Raw genomic sequence first — 24,375 nt, forward strand, 5'->3', positions numbered from 1 at the left:
GTTAAAACGTGGTAATCTCAAGACAAGATTCCTGGACTAACGATAACGATTTACTTCTCGCATCAACAGTACTCCAGAATATTCGTACCGGTGGAACACAGTTAGCTGCATTCAAAGAAGTAGCAAAATTACTAAATAGGACACCTACAGCTTGTGGATTTCGTTGGAATTCATACGTAAGAAAACAATACCAAGAGGAAATACAACAAGCAAAACAAAATCGAAAGGGAGGAAACAATATTTCTCCCCCTCAACAAAAAAAAGAAACAAACTCTTTATCTATGACATTAGATGATATTATTCTCTTTCTACAAAATTATAAAAAAACAAATGAATTTACAAACTTACAAAACCAAATAAAAAATTTAGAAGCAGAAAACCAGTCCCTTCTACAACGTGTAACTATGTACGAAGAAGAGTATCGTATGTTACTTAATCAAATTGATAGGTCAAGAAGTTTAGTTGTAATTGATTAAAAGAAGCAGTAAATTACTTTTATATACTTAGGTCGTAACCTAAAAAATTTATATATATGAGTTAATTTAAATACTAATAAATAAAGTGCACGTTTACTAATAATAAACGTGCACTTTATTTAATTCTTAAAACATAAAATTTAATTTTCAACTCATTAACAATATTAAAATTAAGATGTTTGTTTTATAGGTATTTCTTTACTTCTATTCTCAATAAGTCTGTCTAAAAGTAAGTAAATAAATCCAGAAATAATACAACCTACACCTAAGATTGTAAATAACATATGCCCTAAAAGCTGATCCAGTAATACACCACCTAGTAGAGGTCCAAATACATTACCTGTAATCCATTGCAGATTAGCCGCTCCCATATAAGTCCCCCTCAAAAAATTGCAACTATATTTTAAATCCACTTTTAACCCTTAAAAATACGGGCCAAACAAACTATCTTACAGCTTGACTGTAGAAACTTTAGGGGTAATGCTTTGACAAATATATTATATAACAAATATTAACATCTACGAGATTTATTTTTGAAAATTATGTGAATTAAGAAAGGAAGTAGTTTTTTTCTTAGATATTATTGTTAATAACTTGGTATCATTATATATCATTCTGCAACTTATTTAGAAGAGCTATGTACATTTCGAAGAAGTTCTTCAATAAGTTTTGTTTTTTCATTTACCTTTGTGGCATATGTGAAATCACCATAACAATATGGATACCTAAAATTATTTTTATTTCCACCACAAGTATACATCGCTGGATTTTGATCAACTTTCATCTTAGAAAACTTTTTGGCTGAATCCTCCGAGTGTTGTTTAACTTCTTGACTAGCAACAAAATCAATATACCCTGGCCCCATATTATAGCTTTGAATAATTGTATCCATGCTAACATCCTTGTCCGTTCCATATTTGTACATTTTAGCAAAGTGTTTTACCCCTTGTTCAATGCTCAAGCTTGTCTCTTGAATTTCATTTGGCTTTAATCCAAGTGATTCGGATGACTGCATAGGATCGTTTCCCTCACCTCTACTCTCTTGGTACATAATTCCTAATAAAACTGCTGTTTTCTCTCCTAAATTATATTTTTCTAATTCTTTTTTCAAGGTAGATTCATATTGCAATACACGTTTTTCGGTGGCTAGCGCTTTATTTTGTTGAATATTGGTTTTATGATTAAAATATAGCATTCCAAGTATTATTCCTAAGCCCAAAATACTAATAAGGAACACTTTTATAATTTGTTTTTTACTTGTATCCTTCATATATTCCTCCTCGTATAAAAAATTCAATTTTTCAAAGGTAATTGGTTATTTACAAACTATGTAATGGACATCTATCTCCCGCCCTTTTTAGACTAAAACATCAATACTTTAAGGTTTTAAGTTTAATATAAAAGTTTAAAGATAAGGTAAAGATAAGATAAAGATAAGATAAAGGGCATTTTTTATACGTACTTTAAAAGATATTGGTACAAAGGGATATGTGGGACAATTTGTTGATATAAATGGATTTAGTAATAAAGGAAAGGTTAACGTACAAATTATTAATTATGGAGATATCATTCCGGAAGATTTACCTTATCTTTTCAATATGCTTTATATAAAAAACTACAACATAACATATAATAAAAAACGGCGAACCCTCCACGTAGGAGAATCCACCATCACAAATAAATGATTATTTCACACCTAGTTTTTCTTTTGCTTTCTTAGGAAGCTCGTCTTCCTGCACTTCCTCCCAAGCGGTTACACCTTTTTTCTCTGAGTGATATACACGTAGGAATACTTCTTTACGAAGATTCTTTTGTGCCATAAATTGTAACTCTTTTTCTTTACCTTCCTTATCAAAACCCGATAATGTATATTCATACTCCTTTCCCATCACTTTACCATCCATAGATTTTGAAACTCCCTCTTTTCCATCCATTGTAATTTGAACGTAATACTCATCTTTACCCATACGATTAATATCACATCCAACTAGCAGACCTGCAAATACAACTAAAAGACTAAAAAGTGCCATATATTTTTTCATATTGTTCACCTCATTGATTTTCTATGATACTGTAATTTTAATCTGTTCTCGTTTGAAAAAAAATTCAAAAACATTACGTCAACCTTACATTTTCGAAAGATAACAAAATTACCTATATCAATGTTTATAAATGAGATATTTACTTAATCTTAGAAAATCATTTAAAAGATTACTAACTGAACTGATACATTATCTAGTAAGAAAAATATAATTAGCCCATTAAAGAACCCTATAGAACAGGTTTATTAACCTGTAAAGTGACAACCACTTTTTCAAAACAACAGAAATTCAACATTTTGGTTATGCCGTACGTATAGTACAAGGCATCGACATCATTCATGTCCCGTACAAAAAAGCGAAGTCTTCAACTAAACTTCGCTTTTCAATGTATTATGAATTACAGGAATTATTGCTAAATGCCAAAAATTTATTTTTCCAAACATAGATTTTTTTTATTTCAGCTAACTTTGCAAAAGAATTTGACAAAATATAATTAATTATTGATTAACCGCTTTAGCCACAAGGACTGCGTATGCTTCTGCACCTACATTGGTTAAATGCACACCATCAGGTGCAAAGTAGTCTTTCTTTCCAGCACTTGCTGCATACCAATCAACTAGAGTTACATTAGGATATTTAGTTACTGTTACTTTCAGTCTCTCGTTCACAATTGATTCCCACGGACGTGGCACTCTCGTATTAATAAATATTATTTTACGTTCGTTTCCAATTAATTTTATTAATGAAACAAGTTGCTCAGTAGTAAAGGCTCCATTTGTACCTAATCCGATAATGACATTGTTTCCTAAATTCCCTTCATTTTTTAACTGTTCAACTACTGGAATCGCTTTTGACAGCTGACGGCCAATTTGCGCATCAATCCTAATATCAGGAAAAGTATTTTTTAAATATGGAGTAATATCAATCATAACGGAATCGCCTATCGCAGTAACTGTGAGCGGATTTTTAGGTTGTGCAGAATTTACTTCTTTTGATTCCCCTTGATTTAGAGGCGTTTCTTGATTTGGATTTTCCCAAACAGCAACTGGATGTGGCGCCGGTTGTGTTTGTACTGCTTCCACCTTCTCTTGTTGATAATTCTCCTTAGCCTTACTAGCATTTGATAACCCTAAGACTGCTATTGACGAAAAGAATAATGAACAAACTAAAGCTAACTTAACACCTAAAGTGACATTTTGAAGTCTTAAGTTCTTAAACTGAATGTTCCGGAGCGCACCTTGTCGGATTGGTTTTTCGATAAACTTCCATGAAATTTGCGCGATCAATATTATTAAAAGAAATTGAAGGATTGCTCTTATTATTGAAAAATCCCCCGTATTTACTTTTGGAGTCGTTAATGTGAGAATTGGATAATGCCAGAGATATATGCCATACGATCTTACCCCTACCCAACGTAAAGGTCTAAATCGTAAAAATTGAGCAATGCGACTAGCTGGATGAGCTAGATTTGCCACTAACAATGCTGTTGCAATTGATAAGAGAACCATTCCTCCCTTGTATAGAAATGGATCATATTGATTGGTCTTCCAAAACATAACCAAAATAATAATAAGAGCAATGCCCCCCACTACATCAAGGATGAAACGCGCCTTCGGGATAATTTTATTAGCAAGCCTATTGCTTGGCCAAACTAAAGCAAGTACCGCTCCGATAAGTAAGGAAAAGGCCCTCGTATCTGTACCATAATATATTCTGCTCGGATCAACTCCAGGTTCATACAAAATTGCCATTGCCAAAGCTGAAGCAAATGCTCCTAGACAAATCAATAAAATCATACGAGATTGTTTTTTTATGTAGTAAAGTCCTAAACTAATAATAAACGGCCAGACAACATAGAATTGTTCCTCGACTGCTAACGACCAAAAATGATTTAATGGAGAAATCTGGTTAAAATTATCAAAGTACGATAATTTATGATAAATATACCACCAGTTACTAACATAAAATAATGCCGCTAATGAATCTCCACGCATTTTTTCAAGTAAAGAGCTATGAAAAATCGTAATCCATGCCAATGTTATAACGAGCATAACAAGCATTCCTGGAAGCAATCTTCTTGCCCTACTAAGCCAGAACTTTTTCAAATCAATTCTCTTATTTCTCTTCCACTCCATGGCTAGAATATCTGTAATTAAATAACCTGAAAGTACAAAAAATACTGTAACTCCCAAAAACCCTCCAGGCATCCAATTAAAATTAATATGATACAAAATAACACCTAGTATAGCTAGACCCCTTAGACTGTCCAACCCTACCATATAACGACTATTTTTTTTAAAAGGTTTAGTCATCCTACATTCACCTCTATTTCTTGGAAACTAGGTTAATAATAACGTCATAAAATGCTATTAATTTCCTAAAATCGTATAAGCTAAACCATTACAAACATCATTTTGTAAGGCTTTTTTTGATATTTACATGCACAGCAATACATACTTTATCACGTTATCTGGCTCTGTTGTGCAAATTTTTATAGTAGGTGTTTTTCCTCTCCCTAAAAAAGAGGAATTTGCCCAATCAAAAATTTATATACCGTGTGTCTTAAAGTAAAATTTTGATACGTTTTTACAGACATATCAAGGCCTGTGACATTTTGAATATAATCGATAATGCGCATGTAAAGGATTTTATATATAAAAACATTATAAAAAAGGGATATGTATAATTACATATTTCTCTTACTGATAAAGCGTCTCCATTTTGGAAAAATCCTTCTTTAATATTTTTAGTCTCTTTGTTAGCTTGATAGCGAAATGGTATGGCAAACAAACCATTGTCGTATCGGAAACATTTGTTTCAAATCAATTATGTTCTTGTTATGGATATCAAAACCAAGACGTTACTAATCTAAACCTACGAAAATGGGACTACCCTTCTTGTTGTACACACCATAATCGGGATATTAACGCAAGTATCAATTTGGAAGAATGAAGTGATAAGGCTTCTAACCACAAGGACTATGTTGATAGCCTACTAATAAATTAGGACTCGATTGAGCCCCTTACTTATTAATTTCCTTCTTCTATACAAAGTAACTGTGGGAGTAATTCAACAAGGAGATAATCTTCATAAAGTAAAATTACTGGGAGTAAAGAAGGGGATTTTCGTGTTTATAAGAGCAACAAAAAGAACTTGTAGGAATCTCTACAAGTTCTTTTCAGTTTAAGGTCAATATACGAGATAAACAAACTACCTTGAAAATTTATCATAAATACTACAGGGGTAATGCTTTGATAAGTATATTATATAACAAATATTAACATCCAAAAGTTTTAATTTTGAAAATTATGTGAATTAAGAACAAAGTATCTTGTTTTATGATTTTACTGCTAAATTATTTATAAAACTCTCTATAGAATTTGCTTGGAATATACGGAAATACGGAGATTGAATATCGTAATGTTTGTCAGTAATGATAAGGATTGATGGAAAAAATTTAGAAGCTTTCGGTTGCCAATATTCATTATGCCATTCTTGGCTATGGAAGTATAATTCATATCTATTTATCTTATCTTGCATTATTTTTTTACTGTACACTGACTTTTGAACTTCAATAAAGAATGGAGATCTACGCCAAATTGTAAATGCATCGGGTTCCATGAATTCTTTCCCATACTTTGGTTCAACATCGAATAGTTCAGGATGTTCATAATGAACGAGTTGTTTATATGAGTCCACAATACCAAGGAAATGAGGAATTTTTTGACTCGTTTTTCTGATAGGATTGGGTCGCGGAAAATAAATGTATGGGTGTTGCAATACGTTAGCATCAACATGACCGTCTCTTCTTAATCGTTTCATAACGGTATTACAGCAGGTTATCGCATTCTTTAAGCCTTGAAAATGCAAGTCAATAATATCGTCTCGGGACATACATCTAAATTGCTTCAAATCATTCAGAATTCCTTTATCTCTACTCTTCATCATCTAACACCCCAAATAACGGAATTTCTACTTGCGATGAATACTTGAGTACCCTCTCCTCTTTAGACATGCAATATGGTTCAACAATTTGTTTCGCCTTACTTAATTCCAAATAAGGAGCTTGCACTTTCATTAATCCATTGCGTTTAAAAATCATTTGTCCAGATTGCTCTAAATACTCTGAACCAGAAGTACCCATAATATTACTATTAATCACACTATCACATTTAAAGCCCATTCTTACAGTCATATTAAGTTTTAACTTACCATCTAACACCTTGGCATCTGGCCTCTGCATACTAAGCAAAAGAAAAACCCCTAGTGATCTCCCGACTGCTGAAATCTTTTCAATCGTAGTCATGCACTCTTTTTCATCTTTCAGCATAGCCACTTCATCAATAGCAAGTAGGATATATGGCTTTGGATGATTTGGATTTAATTTGTTGTACGCATCAATATGATCAACTTCATATTTCTCCATAAGTTTTCTTCGTTCCCTGATTTCCTTCCATAACTTTTGAAGCATTATTTTCATTTCGATTTCTTCCATACAAACTTCTTTTACATGCTTCACTCTACGTAAAAAATGAAATTCAGAGTTTTTTAAATCACCAAGATACAAATGCAACGTATTAGGAGACATATATTGAATGAGTGTGGATAGCACAACACGTACCATACTACTTTTCCCACTTCCTGTTTCTCCTGCGATTAATAAGTGCGGTGAATTGGAACCAATCATGTCGTACGCAATCATTTTTCCGTATTGGTCCCTGCCGACCACAACAGGTAAACCGTAACCTTCTAATTGTGTCTGCCATTCTCTAAAACAATAAATATACGGCTTTAGCCCAGCATTCGAATGAAATACATGTAGGACAAACTTTTTCACATCCCCTTCAATTGTAATATTCCGTCCTAATATTTGCTGGAAACAAAACCACTTCTTTTCAATCTTCTGTGGATCTAATCCGTTTGGTAGGGTAAACACATATCTCACACTTTCTTTTGAAGAAGAAATATTATGTACCTTTGGATAAATAGGCACTTTTCCCCCGCGTGTTTGATGTTCCGTATATAAACCTGCTTTTCCGAACACCTCCATAAGCTGATTCCTTAACCTTTGCGTACGAAGCCACTCCTTTATGATCCCCATAACTCCCTTCCCTCCTTAAAACATGATTACGATACGAACAAATACATACCCAATCAAACAAACTCCCCCAATTCGCATACCGTAATAAATACTTCCACTCACAAACTTTGCAGCAAATATATGGTCATTTTGTACCAAATACTTTTCTAACAAGACTGCCCCAATTAAAACCGTCCCCATTACTCCCAATGCAATATAGCTATTTAGCACTTGATCTGACATATGAAAGAATGCAAAAGGACTTAATGAATTGTATTTACGAATTGTATTTTCTTTATCTTTGTATGACCGTTCCATAAACTTGCGAAAAAAAATCCTTTCTTTCCTTACACGCATTTAAATGCCTCCGTTCTCTTTATAAACAGAATTAAAAAACTTATAAAACATAGGATTGATTCACTTATTACCTTGTTAACATTACTTTGATAGTTAATATGGTATGTACTTTGCCAATACAAAGGCGAATTGATTTGATATCCATCTTGATAATACGTTTGCTAGCACCTTTGATAGCGACCTTGATACATCATATTGCAAACAGCTTGTACATTATTAACACTTTTGTTTAAAAAAATCATGCTTTGGTAAAAATGTGATTAATAGAGTATCTAGGAATAGGAGTGTTCGCAGTGTTTGGCTTAGGAAAACCGTTATCTAAGTTTGGTAAATTTTTAAGAAAGAATGATATTACTCAAACAGAATTAAAGGCATGGAGTGGGGTAAACCAAAATACAATTAGCCGTATCTCTCGCTCCAATCAATACAAGCCCTCATTAGGGAATGGTCAAAAGATAATAAGAGCCTTAAAAAGAAAAGGATACGGCGTAGACTTTGAAGATTTTTGGATGTGATAATTTGCTCGATAAATACTACTGTATCAACCCTACACTTTAATGAAAGATATATTCAAAAATGAATATAAAAAAAGATCAACTACCATTTAAAGTAGTTGATCTGCATTTGCAATCTCTATAAAAAATACATATATTTATTTGCTACATTATAAGATTTTTAACTTCTTTCCTTAAACATACTGTCTAGGATTCTATCCTAGAATCTGAACCTATATCTTAAATCCACCAATTAATTCTTGAAGTTCTTCGGCCATCTGTGCTAATTGTATTGCTGAAGAATTTATCTCTTCCATAGAAGCATGTTGCTCCTCAGATGAACCGGCTATCGTTTGCATACTTGAAGAATTCTCTTTCACAGCCATAGATATTTGATTAATTGATGTATCCACTTCCATTGCATCACTTGTCATTTTATTTGATAATTCCACCATACCATGTACTTTTGACACGATATCATTTGCAGATTTTGAGATTTCATAAAAACTTTGTTTTGTATCATTCGCAACCTGAATCCCCGACTGCACTTCAACTCCTACTTCATTCATAGCTTTTACAGTCTCATGTACATCTGCTTGTATTTCATTAATTAAACTTCCAATTTCCATTGAAGATTCGGATGATTGCTCCGCTAACTTCCTAACTTCGTCAGCAACAATTGCAAATCCGCGCCCTTGTTCTCCTGCTCTAGCCGCTTCAATCGCTGCATTCAATGCTAATAGATTTGTTTGTGCTGCAATATTTTGAATTGCTTCTAATATACTTCCGATTTGCTGTGATTTTTTATCTAATAATTTAATTACATTATCGGATTGAGAAACAGAATGATGGATTGACTCCATTTGCGTTACAGTTTGTTCTACTAATTGTTCACCCTCATTAGCTTTTTGTTTTGTATATAAGGATGAAGCGGATACTTCAGAAGCATTATCAGCTACGCATTGAATATTACGCGTGACCTCACCAATTAATTTCGCTCCAGACGCTACTTCATTATTTTGAACTTCTGCACTATTCGATATTTCTTCCATTTCTTTTGTAATTTGTTCTGTCGCAACACTTGCTTGCTCTACGCTAGCAGTTAGTTCCTCAGAAGAAGCAGCCACATGTCCTGCAGATGTGTTAATTCGAGAAATTATATTACGTAACGACTCTGCCATTGTGTTAAAACTACTACCTAATTGACCAAGTTCATCCTTGGAACGAATATCTATTTTCTCAGTTAAATCTCCCTGACTAATTTTTTGAGCTGAAATAACTAATTGTCTTAGTGGATTAATAATAGATTTAAGAATGAAGAAAGTTACAATTCCACCTAACAACAATGAAGCCCCTATTATAGTGAGCGTTTTATAAAAAATAGGATTGGTAGCTTCTTCAATTTCTTTAATAGGCATTACACCAGCTATTTTCCAACCTGTTTTTTTGTTTGTTTTAAAGCTTATGTTTCGATCCTCGCCATTAAGGCTATAAGTAATTACTCCCTCTTCTTTCTTGTATAGTTCATCTGCTAATGATTTCTCTAACTTCTCACCTGGCTTAAGTGTAGGATGAACAACTATAGTCTTATCTTGACTTACTATAGATACAAAGCCTTGTTTTCCTATTTTTATCATTTTAGAAGTTTTTACGATATCATCAATATTCAAGTCCACACCAATGACACCACTTTTATCAGCATTTTGCTTCGCAATTGCTATTACCATATTTCCTGTAGCCTTTGATTTATAGGGAGGCGAAACAATAATCTCTCCATTAGCTTTTACTGCATCCTTATACCAACTACTTTCTAACGGATTAAATCCTTCTGGTATTTTTCCAACAGGTGCATGGATAAATTGATTATTACTAGATGTAGTATAAATCGTTTCTATCTCTGGATGTAACTGTATATATTGATCAAATTTACTTTGTACATTTTGCAATTGGTCAGCATTATAATCACCTTGTGTAAGTATCTTTGCAAAATGAGTTACATCTACATGTTTATTTTCTAATTCATCATCAACTATCTTATTTAAAATACTCACATTATCTTTCGCGGTTTGTAGAATTGTTTCATTAAGATCTGTTCTTGCTTTATCATAAGACGATACCCCTACGACAAGACTTGGTATAATTAATATTGCAATAAATGCCATAGACAACTTCGTTTTAAGCTTCATTTGTTCCAATCTTTCTTTTATTTTAAACACTATCTACTTCTCCCTTTCATTCTTACAACTGATATAGTTTATTTAATTGTTTGCTCCTTTATTTTTTCTACGTTGATTTATGGTATTATTCGAAATGAAATTACCGTTCCATCCCTTTACGCACATCTTCTCATATAGCGATTTATTTTTTACAAGTGAAGTTGTATCTATCCCCCTTTCAACTATGTAATTTTTTTATAGTAAGCAATGTTAAAACTACAAATTATTCTACATTAACTGTAGAAACATAGACTTCATTTAAAAGATGATTTTTGGCTTTGATTGAATCAAAAGTTTAATTTCGAACGATTCACATTAGATGAAATCCTTACCATACTAAATTCCTTTTAACTTAACTAAGTGAATTTATTCTTTGAATAACTATATTTAACAGCCTTATCCTTTTAACCACTCTGACCGCTTCGCTTTATTCATTTATCTATTTACTACAGCTACTTTTATTTTATCGGATACTAAACCATAAATTCTAAATAGGAGAATAAAATAAATTGGAGAACTTCATTGTAACACGTATACATAAGTTTTAAATATTAAAATTAATAAATATTTTTTTATATCATAAAAGATCATTTTTCACTTATTTATTCTTATAAGTTTCTGGAATATCAAAAATACCTTGCCCTTCTGCATGCTGTTGTATTCTTTTTTGTACGGTTTGGGCAGGTCTCGAATCATTTATTGTTTGGTTAGTACTGCTACATGCTGCTATTTGAGAAACGAATGCTGTTATGCAAGCGATCTTAATCCATGATTTTCATCGTAATATCTTCCTTCTACTAAAGGCGTGTAAAGTACTATCTTCATTTTATTCCCGATATTTTTAAACAACTAAAAAAGGACACACCTATGGCATATGTATGCTTAGGTATGTCCTTTTGCAAGATAGATTTAGAGATATTTTGTTACTTTCATCATATCATAATTCGCTTTAATTTTATATACAAAATTAAAGATGTTAAAATATTATTTCTCCTTTACAAAATTAATTCTCTTCTGCGCGGAATCATATGATAATTTTGCCCCAAGCGATGTCCCTGTTTTTTTGATTTAAATCCTGAGATTATATCTGTCATATTCTTTTTTTATAACTTTTTAATCTGGCTTGCTTTGATTCTTTTTTCAAGTATCATACCAGAAACGATGAACTCAAAACCCTTTTTATATTGTTTGCATAGATAATTTGTTTTCCTTATAATTACCCTCCCTTGACACAAAGGACATTTTGTCACCCCCTCAAGATTGCTAGATAACAAAAAATTAGAGAAAATACAAATTATGGAGGGAACGAAACACAATAATGAATCGCAATTTTACTAAATAAAAAATCATCCTTTGTAAGAAAGGATGATTTTTTATTTAGTGCGTGGATTTCTACTAATATGTAGACTTACATACACTACTACTTTTGAAGAGTAAATTGGGAAACAATCTGTTTTAATTCCCCAGCTACGCTGTGCAGATGTTCAACTGAAATTGAAATCTCCTGAACAGATTTTTCTTGCTGTTGAATAGACTCTTTTACCCTATCGGCTCTATCAGATGATTTTTGAGAAATTTGAGCCATGTCTTCTGCAGAGGCAGAAACCTCTTCACTACTCGTTGCAATTTCATCTGTAGACATAGATACCGTTTGAATTTTCTCAGATACTTGCTGTACTTTTTCTGTGTGCATTACTACTTGTGTACCTGCTTGTACCTCATTATCCACTTTCCCCATCATGTCTACGGTGTGGTTCGTTGTTCCCATAACTTGAGTAATAAGCTTCTCAATTTGTTTTGCAGACTCACTAGATTGTTCGGCCAGTTTTCTTACTTCATCTGCCTCAATTGCGGCGTTTAATGCTAATAAGTTAATTTGAGAGGTAATACCTTGCATAACATCAATTATTTTTACAATTTCTTCCGAATGCACCTTCATAGTCTCAGCCTGTTTAACACTGCTTTGTACTGAATTTTGGATTGTATCCATTTGTTGAATCATTTGTTTCATTAATTGGTTACCACTCTCTGCATCTAACGCTGATTGAGCAGACAGTTCATTTACAGAGGATGATGTATTCACTATACTCTGCATTCCCTGTGTCAACTCTTCCATCGCACTCGCAGTTTGTTCCATTGCTTGCATTTGGCTCTCTGCGCCATTGGCAACTTCCTCAATATCCATCGTAATTTTCTTTGCTGCACTGCTAGACACTTCTGATGCAGATAGCACTCCGTCTGCATGTTGGAATAAAAACTGAACATTATTCTCTACTTCTTTCATATTTGTTCTTAGCCCTGCAATCATCTCGTTAAAATCACTTACTAATACACCTAATTCATCTTTAGCATTATAATCACTATTTACAGTTAAATCTCCTTCTTTTGCCCTTTCCATCATACGACTAACCGTTTGTAAAGGAGCAACTATAAGCTTGCTAATAATATAACTTACTATACATATAACGATTGTTATAACAACAACAATAATAATAAAAGTACTAATGGATCTACCTATCATTTTTTGAGAATCCTTAAATACTTGGTCAGCTAATTTCGATACATACTTTTCTAAATCTAAAGCATAACCAGCTAACTCTACTCCCCTCGGTTTTAATTCCTTTTGAAATTCATTTATCATGTGGGAGTCGGTTGTTACTTTTGCTTTTTCAAATAACTTTTTATATGTTTCCATATAACTTGGCAAGGATTTCTTCAAATTCTGAAATAGCTCATCCTCTTGCATGCTTAAATTAAAGCCATCATCATATTCTCTTAATAAAGAATCATATTTCTTAAAATCATTTTCAATATTACCGATGATTTCCTCTTTATTTGCTCCCTCATTTTGTGAAGCTGTAATTAATTCTAGTAGGTTATATTCTAATGAATATAGTACTAAAATTCAAAAGAACGTGTATAAAAAGTGACAAACAAAAGATATATTGTTAATAGCAATAATATTAATACACAAGTAAAATACACGATAGAAATATGCTTTCTATTCTCTTTCCAATTACGTATACTGGAAATTATAAAACTTACTATCACCATGCAACAAATCCCTACCAAAAACACCAATACATACTCGTGAATAATAACACCACAAATTAAAAATATAACTGCTAATATTGCTAATAGTGAATGAACTACACGCAAAAATAACCTCTCCTTATCTCATTGGAAACATATTAATGTACTGTTAGTTTATTTAGCAAACAGATGGTTTCCAATTTGGGCAACGGTTTGACGTGTTGTAATCCATTTATCAGTCGAGGTTTTGGGATTGTAGAAATAAAGCCAATCAGAATTTGTTCCTTTTGAAGTGAGAGCCTCTTCTACTGCTATTTTTGCTTCCTGTGTAGCAGGCTGATTAATTCTACCGTCTGTAACAGGAGTAAATGCATAACCATTTTTAATCGGTTCATAAATTACGTCTGTAATTGTATTTGGAAAACCATTTGCGTTAGCACGATTTAATACTACCTTTGCAACCGCAACCTTTCCTGCATGCGGTTCTCCCCCTGCTTCTGCATTTACTAATCGAGCCATTAAGTCCACTTCTTGTAATGAAATACCAGTATCAATCTTTAAGTGTTGACCGACAAAAATATGGTCTTCATCTACGTTATTGTTTTGTTTTATAGACTGTATTGAAACTTTATATTGTTGTGATATAGAACTTAATGTATCCCCGCTTTTCACTTGGTAAATTGCTTGATATGTATTAGTTGAAACTGTTGAATTATTTTTTTGAACATATTCGTTTGCAGTTGACGCTACCGGAATTGTTAAACGTTCTCCAATATTAATTTGATCATTTGCTTTATTGTTTTCTTGTTTAAGTGATTGTACGGACACCTCATATTGTTTATTTATTGCTTCTAGGGTATCATTCTTTTGAACCGTATAAACCGTTGAAGCCGCAGTCCCTACTGGACTTGATACTACTGTAATCATTGCAGCAGATAATGGTAACCAGGTTTTCGCCTTACATAACTTCATTCAAAAAAGCCTCCTAAAAATTATTAAGTACTCTTAATATGTTTAAGTTAAAACAAATCAAGCTATCTATAGCGTAACAAAACATTGAATTCAAGTCATTGAATTTGTATTTCTATATAATAACTGAGTTGCTTACGATATTGAAATTGAATTATTATAGTTATGTTTCAAAAGGATTGAACAATCTAATTCTTAAACTAAATATGGTGAAAGTAGAGGCTGATTTCAATCGCCTAATAGTTTCTTTCCAAAGAACTGTTTCTATATGCTATACTGACTCCTAATTAATTGTAGAAGGAATGATAAAAATGAGTGATAGATCCTCAAGACGATGGAAAATGCAACAAAAATTACGGGCACTGAAAACCAAAAATAACAATGATACAAACCCTTTGTTTAATGAATGTATTGAATCCCTCGGAGCAGAAACTCTCATTTTCTCTCAAAATAAAAGCCAACAGATTGTAAATACTTTAATAAATTCATTTCCTATAACTGTCTCTGGAAGAATAGATTGGGAACAGATAGACAATCAATTAATAGCTTTAAATAAAGAGCAACTAATTTCCCTTATTAAAGAAAACAAACCAGATTTTGATGAACAGATTTTTATATTATGGGATAATAATGAAATCCCTGTAATAAGCACAAATCTTGATAAAGTATTCCAATCACTAGTTGATATTGATGCAGTCAGTTTTTATTTCTGGTTATTGGATAAAGAATATAAATTTATAATTGAAATAAAAAATGAAGAAATGATTATGGTTGGATTTAGCTAATAATCCAATCCACTTTCCTCATTCTTTTTTTTCTATAAATGAGCTTTTTCCACCGAAGCTATGTCGCCTTTAGCAATACGAGTACCTCTTTCAATTTCATGATCTTGCATAATTTTCCTCTTTAGGAACTTCATTGTTAACAACCAACACTCCGACTTCTCCGTGGCAACTACTGTCCACCGTTCCAAGAACATTGTGTTCCTCGTTATACCGATACGGGGATGTACCTGCAATTCATATCCTGGTAGAGCCTTAAAAACTTATATTTTTGGGACACTAGCATGTTTCTTTTTTCATTTATAAGTTTAATATTTCTTATACGGCATTTGGATTTTGCGATGTAATTTCAATCGAGAATGGGAATTCCCTCTCACTACTTGTCTATTGTCTTGTTATTCGCTTTTTCCTAGTGGGTTATAGCAAACGACAAGACTATTATTTTTTCTTCTAATCCCGTACTTATATTCTTTGATTTTGTTATTTTTCCTTAACAACAAACAAGACGCCAACCAGATCACGGAAGCGCCTACAATACTTGCTATAAACTTAACTAAACCTATTTACCTTCACGTCATTTACTTCTTTGTTTCCATACCCCATTCTCTTTACGATAAGTATTCTTTCCATTCATGAATCCCGCTGTATTACCAGGAATGCTATATTTTTTATTCTTAGCTTTCTGAACAGCTTGCAGATCCACCTTCCATTGTTTTAACAAATCCTCTTTACGTCGCATCGAATTTGTACCCCTTATATTGAAAAATAAATTTAATAATCATATTATATATATTTAAATATATTTTTTTAATAAAAAGAGAGCACCCCCGCTACCGGTGCTCTCAATGTGAATCGGGGTTATCCTGAGCATTGAATAGGACACGAAGAACTCGTCCTATTACATAATATGCTTGTCCTTATAATAATGTGCATTAAAAAAGCACCCTCGCACAGGTTCCAAATAATACATATACTTTGAATTAACTAACATGTTCGAAAAGACCTTTCCATATCATTGTATGATTATAAATTATCTTTATACTTAAATGACTCCTTAAGTATGTTTAATGTATAATTTCTATATAACTAAAAAAAGCACCTGCATCATATAACTTTCTATTTTTCTTAACTATTCGCTTTATGTTTGGTGGTTGGGAGAAAACCAAGAATCTTCTCATTTATACCCCGTAGGTCCAGTCAGTACTTCTGTTGTCCCCTCACCTTCGCTAACCAATTATGGTTACGCAACATGATACCTATTAACACATAAATCTATATATATAGTTGTAAAAATGAATGGTTAAGTGTTAAAATTGCATAGGTACTCTTTAAGGAGTTCTCATATAAATTAACAAGAGTTTAAAAATTCTCGAATCTTAGCCCCTTGGAGCGCCCTCCAAGGGGCTGAACTAATTAAAATATAAATTATATGCACCTTTATCATTTTCATTGACTCCATATATTGCATATACGTAATATTTTTGTGAAACATCACGGGTTTCAAATACAACATTTTTAAAAAAACTCTTATCTTTCCATAAGAGTTCTTTTTTTAATAATGCATTTGTTTAAATTCTTAAATTTTGCCAGACAGTCCAGTAATTCTCAATACTTTGTCAATCTTCCTGATTGTCGAAACCCATATACATAATTATTTTCACCTTAGCATCCTAATAATAAAATAGTAAAAAGGTACTCGAAAGAGTACCTTTTTTCTCACTGACCACCATTACATAACGCGGGAAAATAAGATGTGGATGAGAATTCAATACATATTAATAAAATTAAGACGGTTCAAGTTTGAGAAGGGCTCCTTAAGTTAACTATTCTTTTTGGAAAGTAACTTTACACATAGAAAAAACCTCATATATTGAGACCTTATAGTAAACATTTTAGTATTTTCTTCCTACAAAATCTCAGCGAGAAGAATCATAAAAAAACATATTGAATTACTGAAGAATTCTGTTCTCAACATTACATTAGATTTGCATCATATTTATTAATCGTGAATACATTTCACGTTCTTCTTTCGAATTTTTTATATAATTGTGAGCAGCATGAAAAACATCAAAAAATTGATTAAGAAAAAGCACTGCCAAAATCTTCAGCAATGCTTTCCCATTAAACGTACTATGATAACGAACGTCTATTTTTTTCTACTCATGAGTTCTATATACTCGCATATATTTATTTTAGATTTAAGATACTTTTTATTTCCTTCACACTCAACTTACTTGCTTTTGCAATAGTTTCAAGCGGTACACCAACTTCATACATCCCTCGGATTATCTGCATCTTACCTTGCTCAATTCCTTTTTCCATGCCCTCTTGTTCTGCATGCGCTAACTTAGCTTGTTCATCTAGAAGTAATTTCTCTCGAGCTTCATATGCTGTTCGGAAAGAAGAATCATAGCTCATATTTTCCCCTTTATTTATTGCCTTTTGTAAAATTGGATCTTGATTCATCGCAATCTCCTCCAATATTTGAGTAAAATTCTTCACACATTATTAAGATTCTTCTTCGTCTAGAAAATTAAAATTACCATCAATAAGACTCTGTAAATACTCATCAAAGCTGTTTGCAATCACTTCATATTCATCAGGATCATGTAAAAAACGAATGATTTGACCACATACACCTTCATCAGAAGGGTTAAAATCAATATACAGCTTTGATGTTCCACCGTTGTTCATACAATCTGAAAAGTGAATATACGTGCCAGGGAGAAGTCCTTCTGGATTTATCTTGGAGTCAACAGCATCCTCGTCATCTTGGTATTCTAAAAGATAGGAGACGTCTTCTTCTTCTTTTGAACTTTCAATCATCTCCTGTGTAGAAAGCAAATAATATGGATACTCTTCAACATCTGAACCTAAAATACATACCGTGACTTCGTTTTCTCCATATTTCCGCCAATATGTACCATCGATATTTTCAAGTAAAGTGATTAATGATTCTGGACAATTTGGATATTTCGTCCTTAATATATCAATATCTCCTTTTGTAGCACCGTATGCTTTATTTAGTGCTTCGAGATCATCTGTTGATAATGCTGCTTTCAAACCGTTTAAAAATTTGTTTACCAAATCCATTATTTTGTCCTCCCCAAAAACAAATATAAATTTTCTTAGTCTATATACCTAACATAAATAAGATTTGACCTTTAACCGTTTACACATCTAATTTAATTAGTACCATTACGTTCTAGCTCTTCTCGATTAAAGTACTGTTCTAGTAACTCTTTACCTGTTTTGATTGTAGTATAGTACTCTCCACCATACAGTTTCCCTTCTGATGGTTTATGGAAATCTTCGTATTTAGGGAAGTCTTCATTCTCTTCAAATGATTTCTTTGCAATTTCCATGTCTTCTGCTTCTATTTTAGCAAACAATCTACCTATACCGAATAACCCTTCATCATCAATACTTTCTTCTACAAGATAGTGTTCCTCTTCCTCTATAGGTGTCATTTTACTTTTTCTAACAGAATATAGATGACCCGTTTCTTCTTCTCTTACCGTAATAAAAATCCAACCAACTCTTACAACTGTACAAGGTTCTAATCCTAATAGTGTATAAGCAACTACCTTTTGGTCTTTCACATATTTCCCCATTTTATCTACCCCTTGTTGTTTATTTTGTTTAAAAGTTAAAATATTTTCAACGTGGTGATACATATCTATAACCATATAAAACAGTAATTCCCTTTACTACAACTGTTTTTTTTCAATGCTTTTCACTACCTCCTTTCCTGTTAAACAATTCATATATTAAATATAAATTGCAAATTCTATAGGTTCCTTTTTGGGTTTTGCTTCTTCAAAATAATATAATTCTTCTTCATCGGCACTTAACTCTAACTCCCAATCTTCAAAGTTAGTTTTATGTATGGATAGTGCATGAGATTCAGGCGATCCTATTTCATATTTTAAGTCTTTAACAAAAACACGGTCTATGCCATGCCAGTTCCTTTTTCTTCCCATTTTGGTCATCCTTTTCGTTCCTATTAATAATTTTTTCTACTTCTATTAAGCCAATTATTATCTATGAAAACATTGGAATATCTCCATTTTTATCATACAGGATAAAGAATAATTAAACCAATTATTACCATGTGTTTCTAAAGTTTTTTGAAATGGCGTTATTACTTTTTAACAAGTTTATTATTCGCGTACATCAAGTGTACAATGATATTTATTTTGCCATTATTGAAACAGAGTAAGATAGTAGCTAGTTCATCTTAAAGCGAGCTTTTTAATTCTAAATACAAAGAGCTATCATCATTAAACATGATGATAGCTCTTATATTAATCCAAACTAATTTCTTGATTATTTTTTTATAAATCCCCACCAACTAAAACAAGTTGTAATTGTTCATATATTTCCTGTGTATCAGGTGTACTTTCTGCCTGCTTACGTTCACGTTTAACTGTAGTATCATTTTCCACTAGTATTTCTTCTTTAGTTTCTGCGACCATTTCTATGTGCTCTAGTACAGCTACACGCTCTAAGCCTTCCATTTCATCTAAATCTTCTACATCATCTGCATCGTCAATTATTTCTGATCCTTCTGTTTTTATAATCTCCCTCTGTTCTTTTTTCAATTCAATTACTGCTGGTTGCTCTTGTACTATGCTCTCTTTTTCAAGGTTAAATTGAGCAACTTCAATTACCTCTAAAGGTTTATTTTTAGTATTTGAAATTTTATTTGCTTTTGCTATAGCAATTTTCACTTTCATCGCTCTTAATGAAGAGGATATTTTATTTAGTATTCTTCCTAATCCATAGAAACGAATTGCCTCAACTATAACACCCATTGCAATTCCAAAAATCCATGAGCTTGAAAAATACCCAACTAAGCTAAATGTTATAACTCCTGGTAAATATAAGCTAGCATAGGCTATTAAATTAGGTATAGCTTTTTCTACTGTTAATTTGAAGCTATATTTAATTATTAAATATATAGCACTTAACCCCACTATTAAACCAGCCAGATTTAATAATAAATTTTTAAAAGTTTCACCTATCATTGTAATTTCCTCCCTTTATGAAAGAAAATGCTCTAAAGGCAAATCTATTAGAGGGTTATAGGATGGTTTCACCTCATGTAAAACCTTCTCTACTATAATTTCTGCATATTTAAGCATGTAATCAGTTAAACTATTACCCTCTTCTAACACGCTTCCACAATCCGCCTTCGGAAACAAGATTTTCTACTCTTTTACCATTTCACTAATACAATAATTCATTTCATATTCATTGAAATTGAACTTTAACACCTAGAAATATTTAAATAACTTATTGTCATAATAACAAGGTACAGTCTCCATCTCTTTTTTCTCTAATAATCTTTGATAAATAGGTTCTCCCAATTCTTTTAAAGTACCAATTCCATACTTTTCTCACCTATAACGTTACGTATTGCAGCAGCTGGTGATTCTTCAAATGAAAAAGGTATATGATCTTTCTCTTACCAAATCATGTCCCCTAATGATTGGTTTACGGCCATTAATTATAATTAGAAATATTGTATATTTTCCCTTTTCAGCATAAAACTGAAACTGTGATTCAAATTAATAACTTATTGAGTTTTTTTCTTCAGTACCAAACTTCAAATTGGAAATCCCATTATCAATCGCATCTTTTATACTTTGAACTGTACTCTCAATGCCCCCAATTATTGTGCAAAGTAGTAAGGAAACACACTGTCCTATATCCGCAACAACATGTGCAAAGCAAAAGGCAGATTGATATGTTTTACCTTCTACTAGAACTTCTATCATCTGCTGATGAGTACCAGATCTCTCAACTTCCTCTAAAATCTTAGCTATTCGCTCAAATCCATTTAGTTCATTCGTTTTAGTAGTAACATAAATTATGTTTCCTCCTACTACTTAGTATGAAATTTGTTTAATAAGTTAGTGGAAGTGTTACAAGCCCTTTAGAGTAACTGCATAATAAAATTCCTTTTCAAATATATACAACACCCTTCATCCTTTCCTTATAGAAATATCTATATAAACGGCATAAGCCTAATTGTTTTTAAACACAAAAAACCCTTTCGGGTATATGAATTTTTGTAAGCAAGGCTGCTTTACAAAGTCATTTCCCCGAAAGGGTTGTAGTATTTATGGATTATAAAAAAAAAGAAAGTCTTACATACATTATATAAATTATCATCATCATATTCAATTTATTTTCAACAGAATATTCAGACTCCTATTTGTATTCAAGTTCTATTTTTCTTTATAATATGGATATATTTTAAAGGATTAAGCTATAATTCCTCATTACCTTCTGATATGCATGTAGAAAAAAGTCAAGATTCTAATAATTTTCCTTTTTTACTATAATTAGATTGATATATATGCAGACTATTTGTTTGCTATAGTTTCTTATCACTTCTTGATATTATATGATATTTCACCACTGAAGACCTCTAAAATAACATTATTTAGGGATCTCCATTTATGTATAAAAGCACTAACTTTATATACTTAAAATATAACATGTGTAACTTTTGACTAAGTTTGATAATTCGCCTTTAACTATTAGTTCTATATTAGGAGTGGATCTTATGGAAGGAAAAACATTGATAAAATATATTTTTTACTTTTTTCTTATTTACTTGTTTATATACCCTCATTTCCAGTTATAGTTGTTCTTAGTATGGCTGGTGCTTCTCCTGATGTAGAACATACTATACTAGAATGGATAATTACGATTTTTGAGTTATCTGTTACAATTTTAGGTGCTTGGTTTTTTAACTTTATTTTCAAAAATATAATAGGAATTAAGAAGAATACAAAATTCACCTGGACTATCTGTATTTTTCATTTAATTCTTATTCCTTTGACCTGGAGACTTCTTCTTTATTATTAGGTTATCAATCTTTTTTATTAATAAAACTACATTTCAAACCCTGATTATTTAATCGTGTACTTGCATACTAAAAAAATAAATTCCTGTGTTTGTCTTAAACAAATATTCTTCATAACAGCATGCATAATAACCTCCTGGATCTAATTTAATCCAATAAACCTCATCTGGTTCTTGTTTGAATACATTTAATAAATGCTCTATTATAAATTCCTTCGAAGTCAATCCATTTAAATCATATCCGCACGGTATTTTCCCAAACCAAGAAGACTCTCCATTGGGATATTGGCAAATTAGGAATTCTTTTTTCCACTCTTTCAAGCGGATGAGTTCTAACGTGTCATTACTAGTAGCATATGTCGCCTTTTTGGCAAGTACAAAAACATTGTCCTTTTTATTTTCTGACATAATACTAAGCTCATAATAATTCCTCACGTATTCGGCTGTATTTATATCTGCAAAATCACTTAAGATTTTATTAATTGTATTCATTTTTTACTCCTTTTAAACGATGCTTTAAAATAAAGTTTGATCAAAAATCTCTTACCAAATTAGATTCTATGACTTACAAAAAGAATCGATTTTAAAAAAAGATTGATTAAAGCCAACTCTTTCCTTAGGATTGCATGAACAGTTTTCATAAAAAAATTTGTTCATTTTCCTAGAAAATATAAACTTTTGGTTGATTCATTCTAAAGAGATATTTCATACTGATACAACTTAATTCATAACTTTATACTTTTTAAAATTATACGACTTTCATTTGAAAATATAGCATTAATAACTAATACAAACTTTCATTTTCTTTAAAAAGCAGCAAAACCATTCATGCACTTTGCATCGAAAAAACAAAGTTATCAATAGAACCTATTACATATTATTTTTGATATACAATTATTTTATAAGTTCATAGATGTTACTACTGTTTTGAATTTTCTCTGACGTTAGCCAGAGTGAATAGCTTGTTCTATCTTTGTTGGATACAAATATATCAAATTTCTCGTTATGTAGTTCTTCTTTAAGAATCGTGACCACCTTTGTCAAATCCTCCATTACATCGGGATCATTTTTATACTCCATAGAACTGTCATTAAAAACTATCGTAGCTTCATATTTTGGACATTTCCCTTCCTTCGGATGTGCACAAGTAATATCTTTAATTACAAAGCGGTCATTTTGAATTTCTTTTAATCTTTCAACGACTTTTGTTTGTGTTTCAATTAAATATGTCCAATAACCGCTTACTTTGTCTTTCATTGTTAGTAGAAGTTCTTCTTTCGTTATACCCTTTTGCACATCTTCGAAAGGAAGACCAATCGATTTACCATTATAATCCTCAATTTCAAGTTCTGTTATCTTTCTATTACTCTTTTGAATGAGTTGGAATAATATATGTAAACGATCTAATTCTATAGTTTCAAATTGACTATAATCGATTTCCTTACTCATTTTTAAGGTTAATAACAACTCATCTGTTGGTTTTTCTGCTGCATTGTTATAATCTACTATATATTGAAGAACATTTTTATTTTCAGATTCCTCGTAACCTAACTTTTTCATTTCTTCAAGAATGGGTTTGAATTTCTTATATTCCTCGTATGTGTTTTTCCCATATTCGTATTCATCACCTTGTATTGTGGAATAGAAGATGCCATTTACCTCTACTCGAAATTGAATATTTTTATTATCCTTTGCCTGAACAGTATGGTACGTATGTCCCATATTTCCTTCATGTATCCCGCCCCAATCTGTTACAACAACATCGAAACCATATTTTTCTTTTATATATTTTTTCACCTGATTTTCATTTTCATAATTGCACCCACTCAAACATAAGAAACATAACACTAATAACCATACATTTTTCATTCTTTTCATATAACCCCTCATATCCCTTCCTTACATAAGAAACGTTCTCTGGTTGAATACCGTAAAAATATTAAAAGGTAAAGTATTTTTTGAATAACGTACTTCATTCGTTCAATTATTTTTTCGCTAGCGTCACCGTAGGTTACTCCATAATCTCAGCGGGAAAAATCACAAAAAA

The 24,375-nt window shown here is 31.8% G+C and carries 19 protein-coding genes and 6 pseudogenes; 5 read left to right on the top strand and 20 right to left on the bottom strand.

Annotated elements, in window-relative coordinates; genetic code table 11:
• The first annotated feature begins 8 nt into the window (after positions 1–8).
• A complete protein-coding gene (locus ACU8YW_RS28745) occupies positions 9–476 on the top strand; it encodes an RsfA family transcriptional regulator (protein ID WP_262720367.1) in 468 nt (155 codons plus the stop codon).
• Positions 477–646: 170 nt separating this feature from the next.
• On the opposite strand, the pseudogene ACU8YW_RS28750 reads toward ACU8YW_RS28745, so the two are convergent.
• A pseudogene (locus ACU8YW_RS28750) lies at positions 647–862 on the bottom strand (MDR family MFS transporter); the annotation flags it as partial.
• A 236-nt stretch (positions 863–1,098) separates the two neighbouring features.
• The gene (locus tag ACU8YW_RS28755) at positions 1,099–1,746 is read right to left on the bottom strand and encodes a lysozyme family protein (RefSeq protein ID WP_097890836.1); all 648 of its coding nucleotides are present in this window, start codon (positions 1,744–1,746) and stop codon (positions 1,099–1,101) included.
• 214 nt (positions 1,747–1,960) lie between these two features.
• On the opposite strand from ACU8YW_RS28755, the pseudogene ACU8YW_RS28760 reads away from it, so the two are divergent.
• A pseudogene (locus ACU8YW_RS28760) lies at positions 1,961–2,083 on the top strand (histidine kinase); the annotation flags it as partial.
• Between the two features lie 78 nt (positions 2,084–2,161).
• Here ACU8YW_RS28760 and ACU8YW_RS28765 read toward each other — a convergent pair.
• Together ACU8YW_RS28765 and ACU8YW_RS28770 are read right to left on the bottom strand one after the other, a co-directional pair.
• Positions 2,162–2,518, bottom strand: coding sequence for a YxeA family protein (locus ACU8YW_RS28765; RefSeq protein ID WP_426934409.1), 357 nt, complete (start codon positions 2,516–2,518; stop codon positions 2,162–2,164).
• Between the two features lie 497 nt (positions 2,519–3,015).
• Complete coding sequence (locus ACU8YW_RS28770) at positions 3,016–4,830, bottom strand: acyltransferase family protein (protein WP_262720459.1); 1,815 nt, start codon at positions 4,828–4,830, stop codon at positions 3,016–3,018.
• Between the two features lie 454 nt (positions 4,831–5,284).
• Here ACU8YW_RS28770 and ACU8YW_RS28775 point away from each other — a divergent pair.
• A pseudogene (locus tag ACU8YW_RS28775) lies at positions 5,285–5,516 on the top strand (zinc ribbon domain-containing protein); the annotation flags it as partial.
• 338 nt (positions 5,517–5,854) lie between these two features.
• On the opposite strand, the gene ACU8YW_RS28780 reads toward ACU8YW_RS28775, so the two are convergent.
• Genes ACU8YW_RS28780 through ACU8YW_RS28790 form a run of 3 tightly spaced genes read right to left on the bottom strand, consistent with a single transcriptional unit; the run spans position 5,855 to position 7,955 of the window.
• Positions 5,855–6,466 carry a replication-relaxation family protein gene (locus ACU8YW_RS28780; protein ID WP_353842101.1) on the bottom strand — a complete coding sequence of 204 codons (612 nt, stop codon included), beginning with the start codon at positions 6,464–6,466 and terminating at the stop codon, positions 5,855–5,857.
• On the bottom strand, positions 6,453–7,619 hold the full coding sequence (locus ACU8YW_RS28785) for an FtsK/SpoIIIE domain-containing protein (RefSeq protein WP_088062831.1): 1,167 nt from the start codon (positions 7,617–7,619) through the stop codon (positions 6,453–6,455). The genes ACU8YW_RS28780 and ACU8YW_RS28785 overlap by 14 nt, the downstream gene beginning before the upstream one ends.
• Before the next feature lie 15 nt (positions 7,620–7,634).
• On the bottom strand, positions 7,635–7,955 hold the full coding sequence (locus ACU8YW_RS28790; protein WP_088062830.1) for a hypothetical protein: 321 nt from the start codon (positions 7,953–7,955) through the stop codon (positions 7,635–7,637).
• A gap of 293 nt (positions 7,956–8,248) precedes the next feature.
• Here ACU8YW_RS28790 and ACU8YW_RS28795 point away from each other — a divergent pair, with 293 nt between their 5' ends.
• Positions 8,249–8,470, top strand: coding sequence for a helix-turn-helix domain-containing protein (locus tag ACU8YW_RS28795; protein ID WP_088062829.1), 222 nt, complete (start codon positions 8,249–8,251; stop codon positions 8,468–8,470).
• A gap of 212 nt (positions 8,471–8,682) precedes the next feature.
• Here the strand turns inward: ACU8YW_RS28795 and ACU8YW_RS28800 are convergent, their stop codons facing one another.
• From ACU8YW_RS28800 to ACU8YW_RS28810, 3 genes and pseudogenes are all read right to left on the bottom strand, one after another.
• Positions 8,683–10,665: a methyl-accepting chemotaxis protein gene (locus tag ACU8YW_RS28800; protein ID WP_426934410.1), complete on the bottom strand. Its 1,983-nt coding sequence runs from the start codon at positions 10,663–10,665 to the stop codon at positions 8,683–8,685.
• Between the two features lie 1,420 nt (positions 10,666–12,085).
• Positions 12,086–13,555 (bottom strand): annotated as a pseudogene (locus ACU8YW_RS28805) (HAMP domain-containing methyl-accepting chemotaxis protein); the annotation flags it as partial.
• Between the two features lie 317 nt (positions 13,556–13,872).
• A complete protein-coding gene (locus ACU8YW_RS28810) occupies positions 13,873–14,670 on the bottom strand; it encodes a cell wall hydrolase (protein ID WP_446894131.1) in 798 nt (265 codons plus the stop codon).
• Between the two features lie 308 nt (positions 14,671–14,978).
• On the opposite strand from ACU8YW_RS28810, the gene ACU8YW_RS28815 reads away from it, so the two are divergent.
• Positions 14,979–15,452 carry a CDI toxin immunity protein gene (locus ACU8YW_RS28815; RefSeq protein ID WP_001283878.1) on the top strand — a complete coding sequence of 158 codons (474 nt, stop codon included), beginning with the start codon at positions 14,979–14,981 and terminating at the stop codon, positions 15,450–15,452.
• A gap of 32 nt (positions 15,453–15,484) precedes the next feature.
• On the opposite strand, the gene ACU8YW_RS28820 is transcribed toward ACU8YW_RS28815, so the two are convergent.
• The 10 genes and pseudogenes from ACU8YW_RS28820 to ACU8YW_RS28865 form a co-directional block, all read right to left on the bottom strand.
• A complete protein-coding gene (locus ACU8YW_RS28820) occupies positions 15,485–15,646 on the bottom strand; it encodes a hypothetical protein (protein ID WP_179875871.1) in 162 nt (53 codons plus the stop codon).
• A gap of 377 nt (positions 15,647–16,023) precedes the next feature.
• Entirely contained in the window at positions 16,024–16,188 is a 165-nt protein-coding gene (locus ACU8YW_RS28825; RefSeq protein WP_426934412.1) for a hypothetical protein, read from the bottom strand.
• Positions 16,189–17,636: 1,448 nt separating this feature from the next.
• Positions 17,637–17,948, bottom strand: a pseudogene (locus tag ACU8YW_RS28830) (Rpn family recombination-promoting nuclease/putative transposase); the annotation flags it as partial.
• Between the two features lie 9 nt (positions 17,949–17,957).
• Positions 17,958–18,542 carry an SMI1/KNR4 family protein gene (locus ACU8YW_RS28835; protein WP_098230687.1) on the bottom strand — a complete coding sequence of 195 codons (585 nt, stop codon included), beginning with the start codon at positions 18,540–18,542 and terminating at the stop codon, positions 17,958–17,960.
• Between the two features lie 92 nt (positions 18,543–18,634).
• Positions 18,635–19,063, bottom strand: coding sequence for a hypothetical protein (locus tag ACU8YW_RS28840; protein WP_088062825.1), 429 nt, complete (start codon positions 19,061–19,063; stop codon positions 18,635–18,637).
• A 46-nt stretch (positions 19,064–19,109) separates the two neighbouring features.
• Positions 19,110–19,441, bottom strand: a pseudogene (locus ACU8YW_RS28845) (transposase).
• 345 nt (positions 19,442–19,786) lie between these two features.
• Complete coding sequence (locus ACU8YW_RS28850) at positions 19,787–20,479, bottom strand: hypothetical protein (RefSeq protein WP_426934413.1); 693 nt, start codon at positions 20,477–20,479, stop codon at positions 19,787–19,789.
• A gap of 543 nt (positions 20,480–21,022) precedes the next feature.
• Positions 21,023–21,232: a hypothetical protein gene (locus ACU8YW_RS28855; RefSeq protein ID WP_446894132.1), complete on the bottom strand. Its 210-nt coding sequence runs from the start codon at positions 21,230–21,232 to the stop codon at positions 21,023–21,025.
• A gap of 1,147 nt (positions 21,233–22,379) precedes the next feature.
• Entirely contained in the window at positions 22,380–22,820 is a 441-nt protein-coding gene (locus tag ACU8YW_RS28860) for a hypothetical protein (RefSeq protein ID WP_426934414.1), read from the bottom strand.
• Positions 22,821–23,222: 402 nt separating this feature from the next.
• Positions 23,223–24,206: a hypothetical protein gene (locus ACU8YW_RS28865; protein WP_426934415.1), complete on the bottom strand. Its 984-nt coding sequence runs from the start codon at positions 24,204–24,206 to the stop codon at positions 23,223–23,225.
• Positions 24,207–24,375 lie beyond the last annotated feature (169 nt).

It is taken from the genome of Bacillus pretiosus (assembly GCF_052947655.1).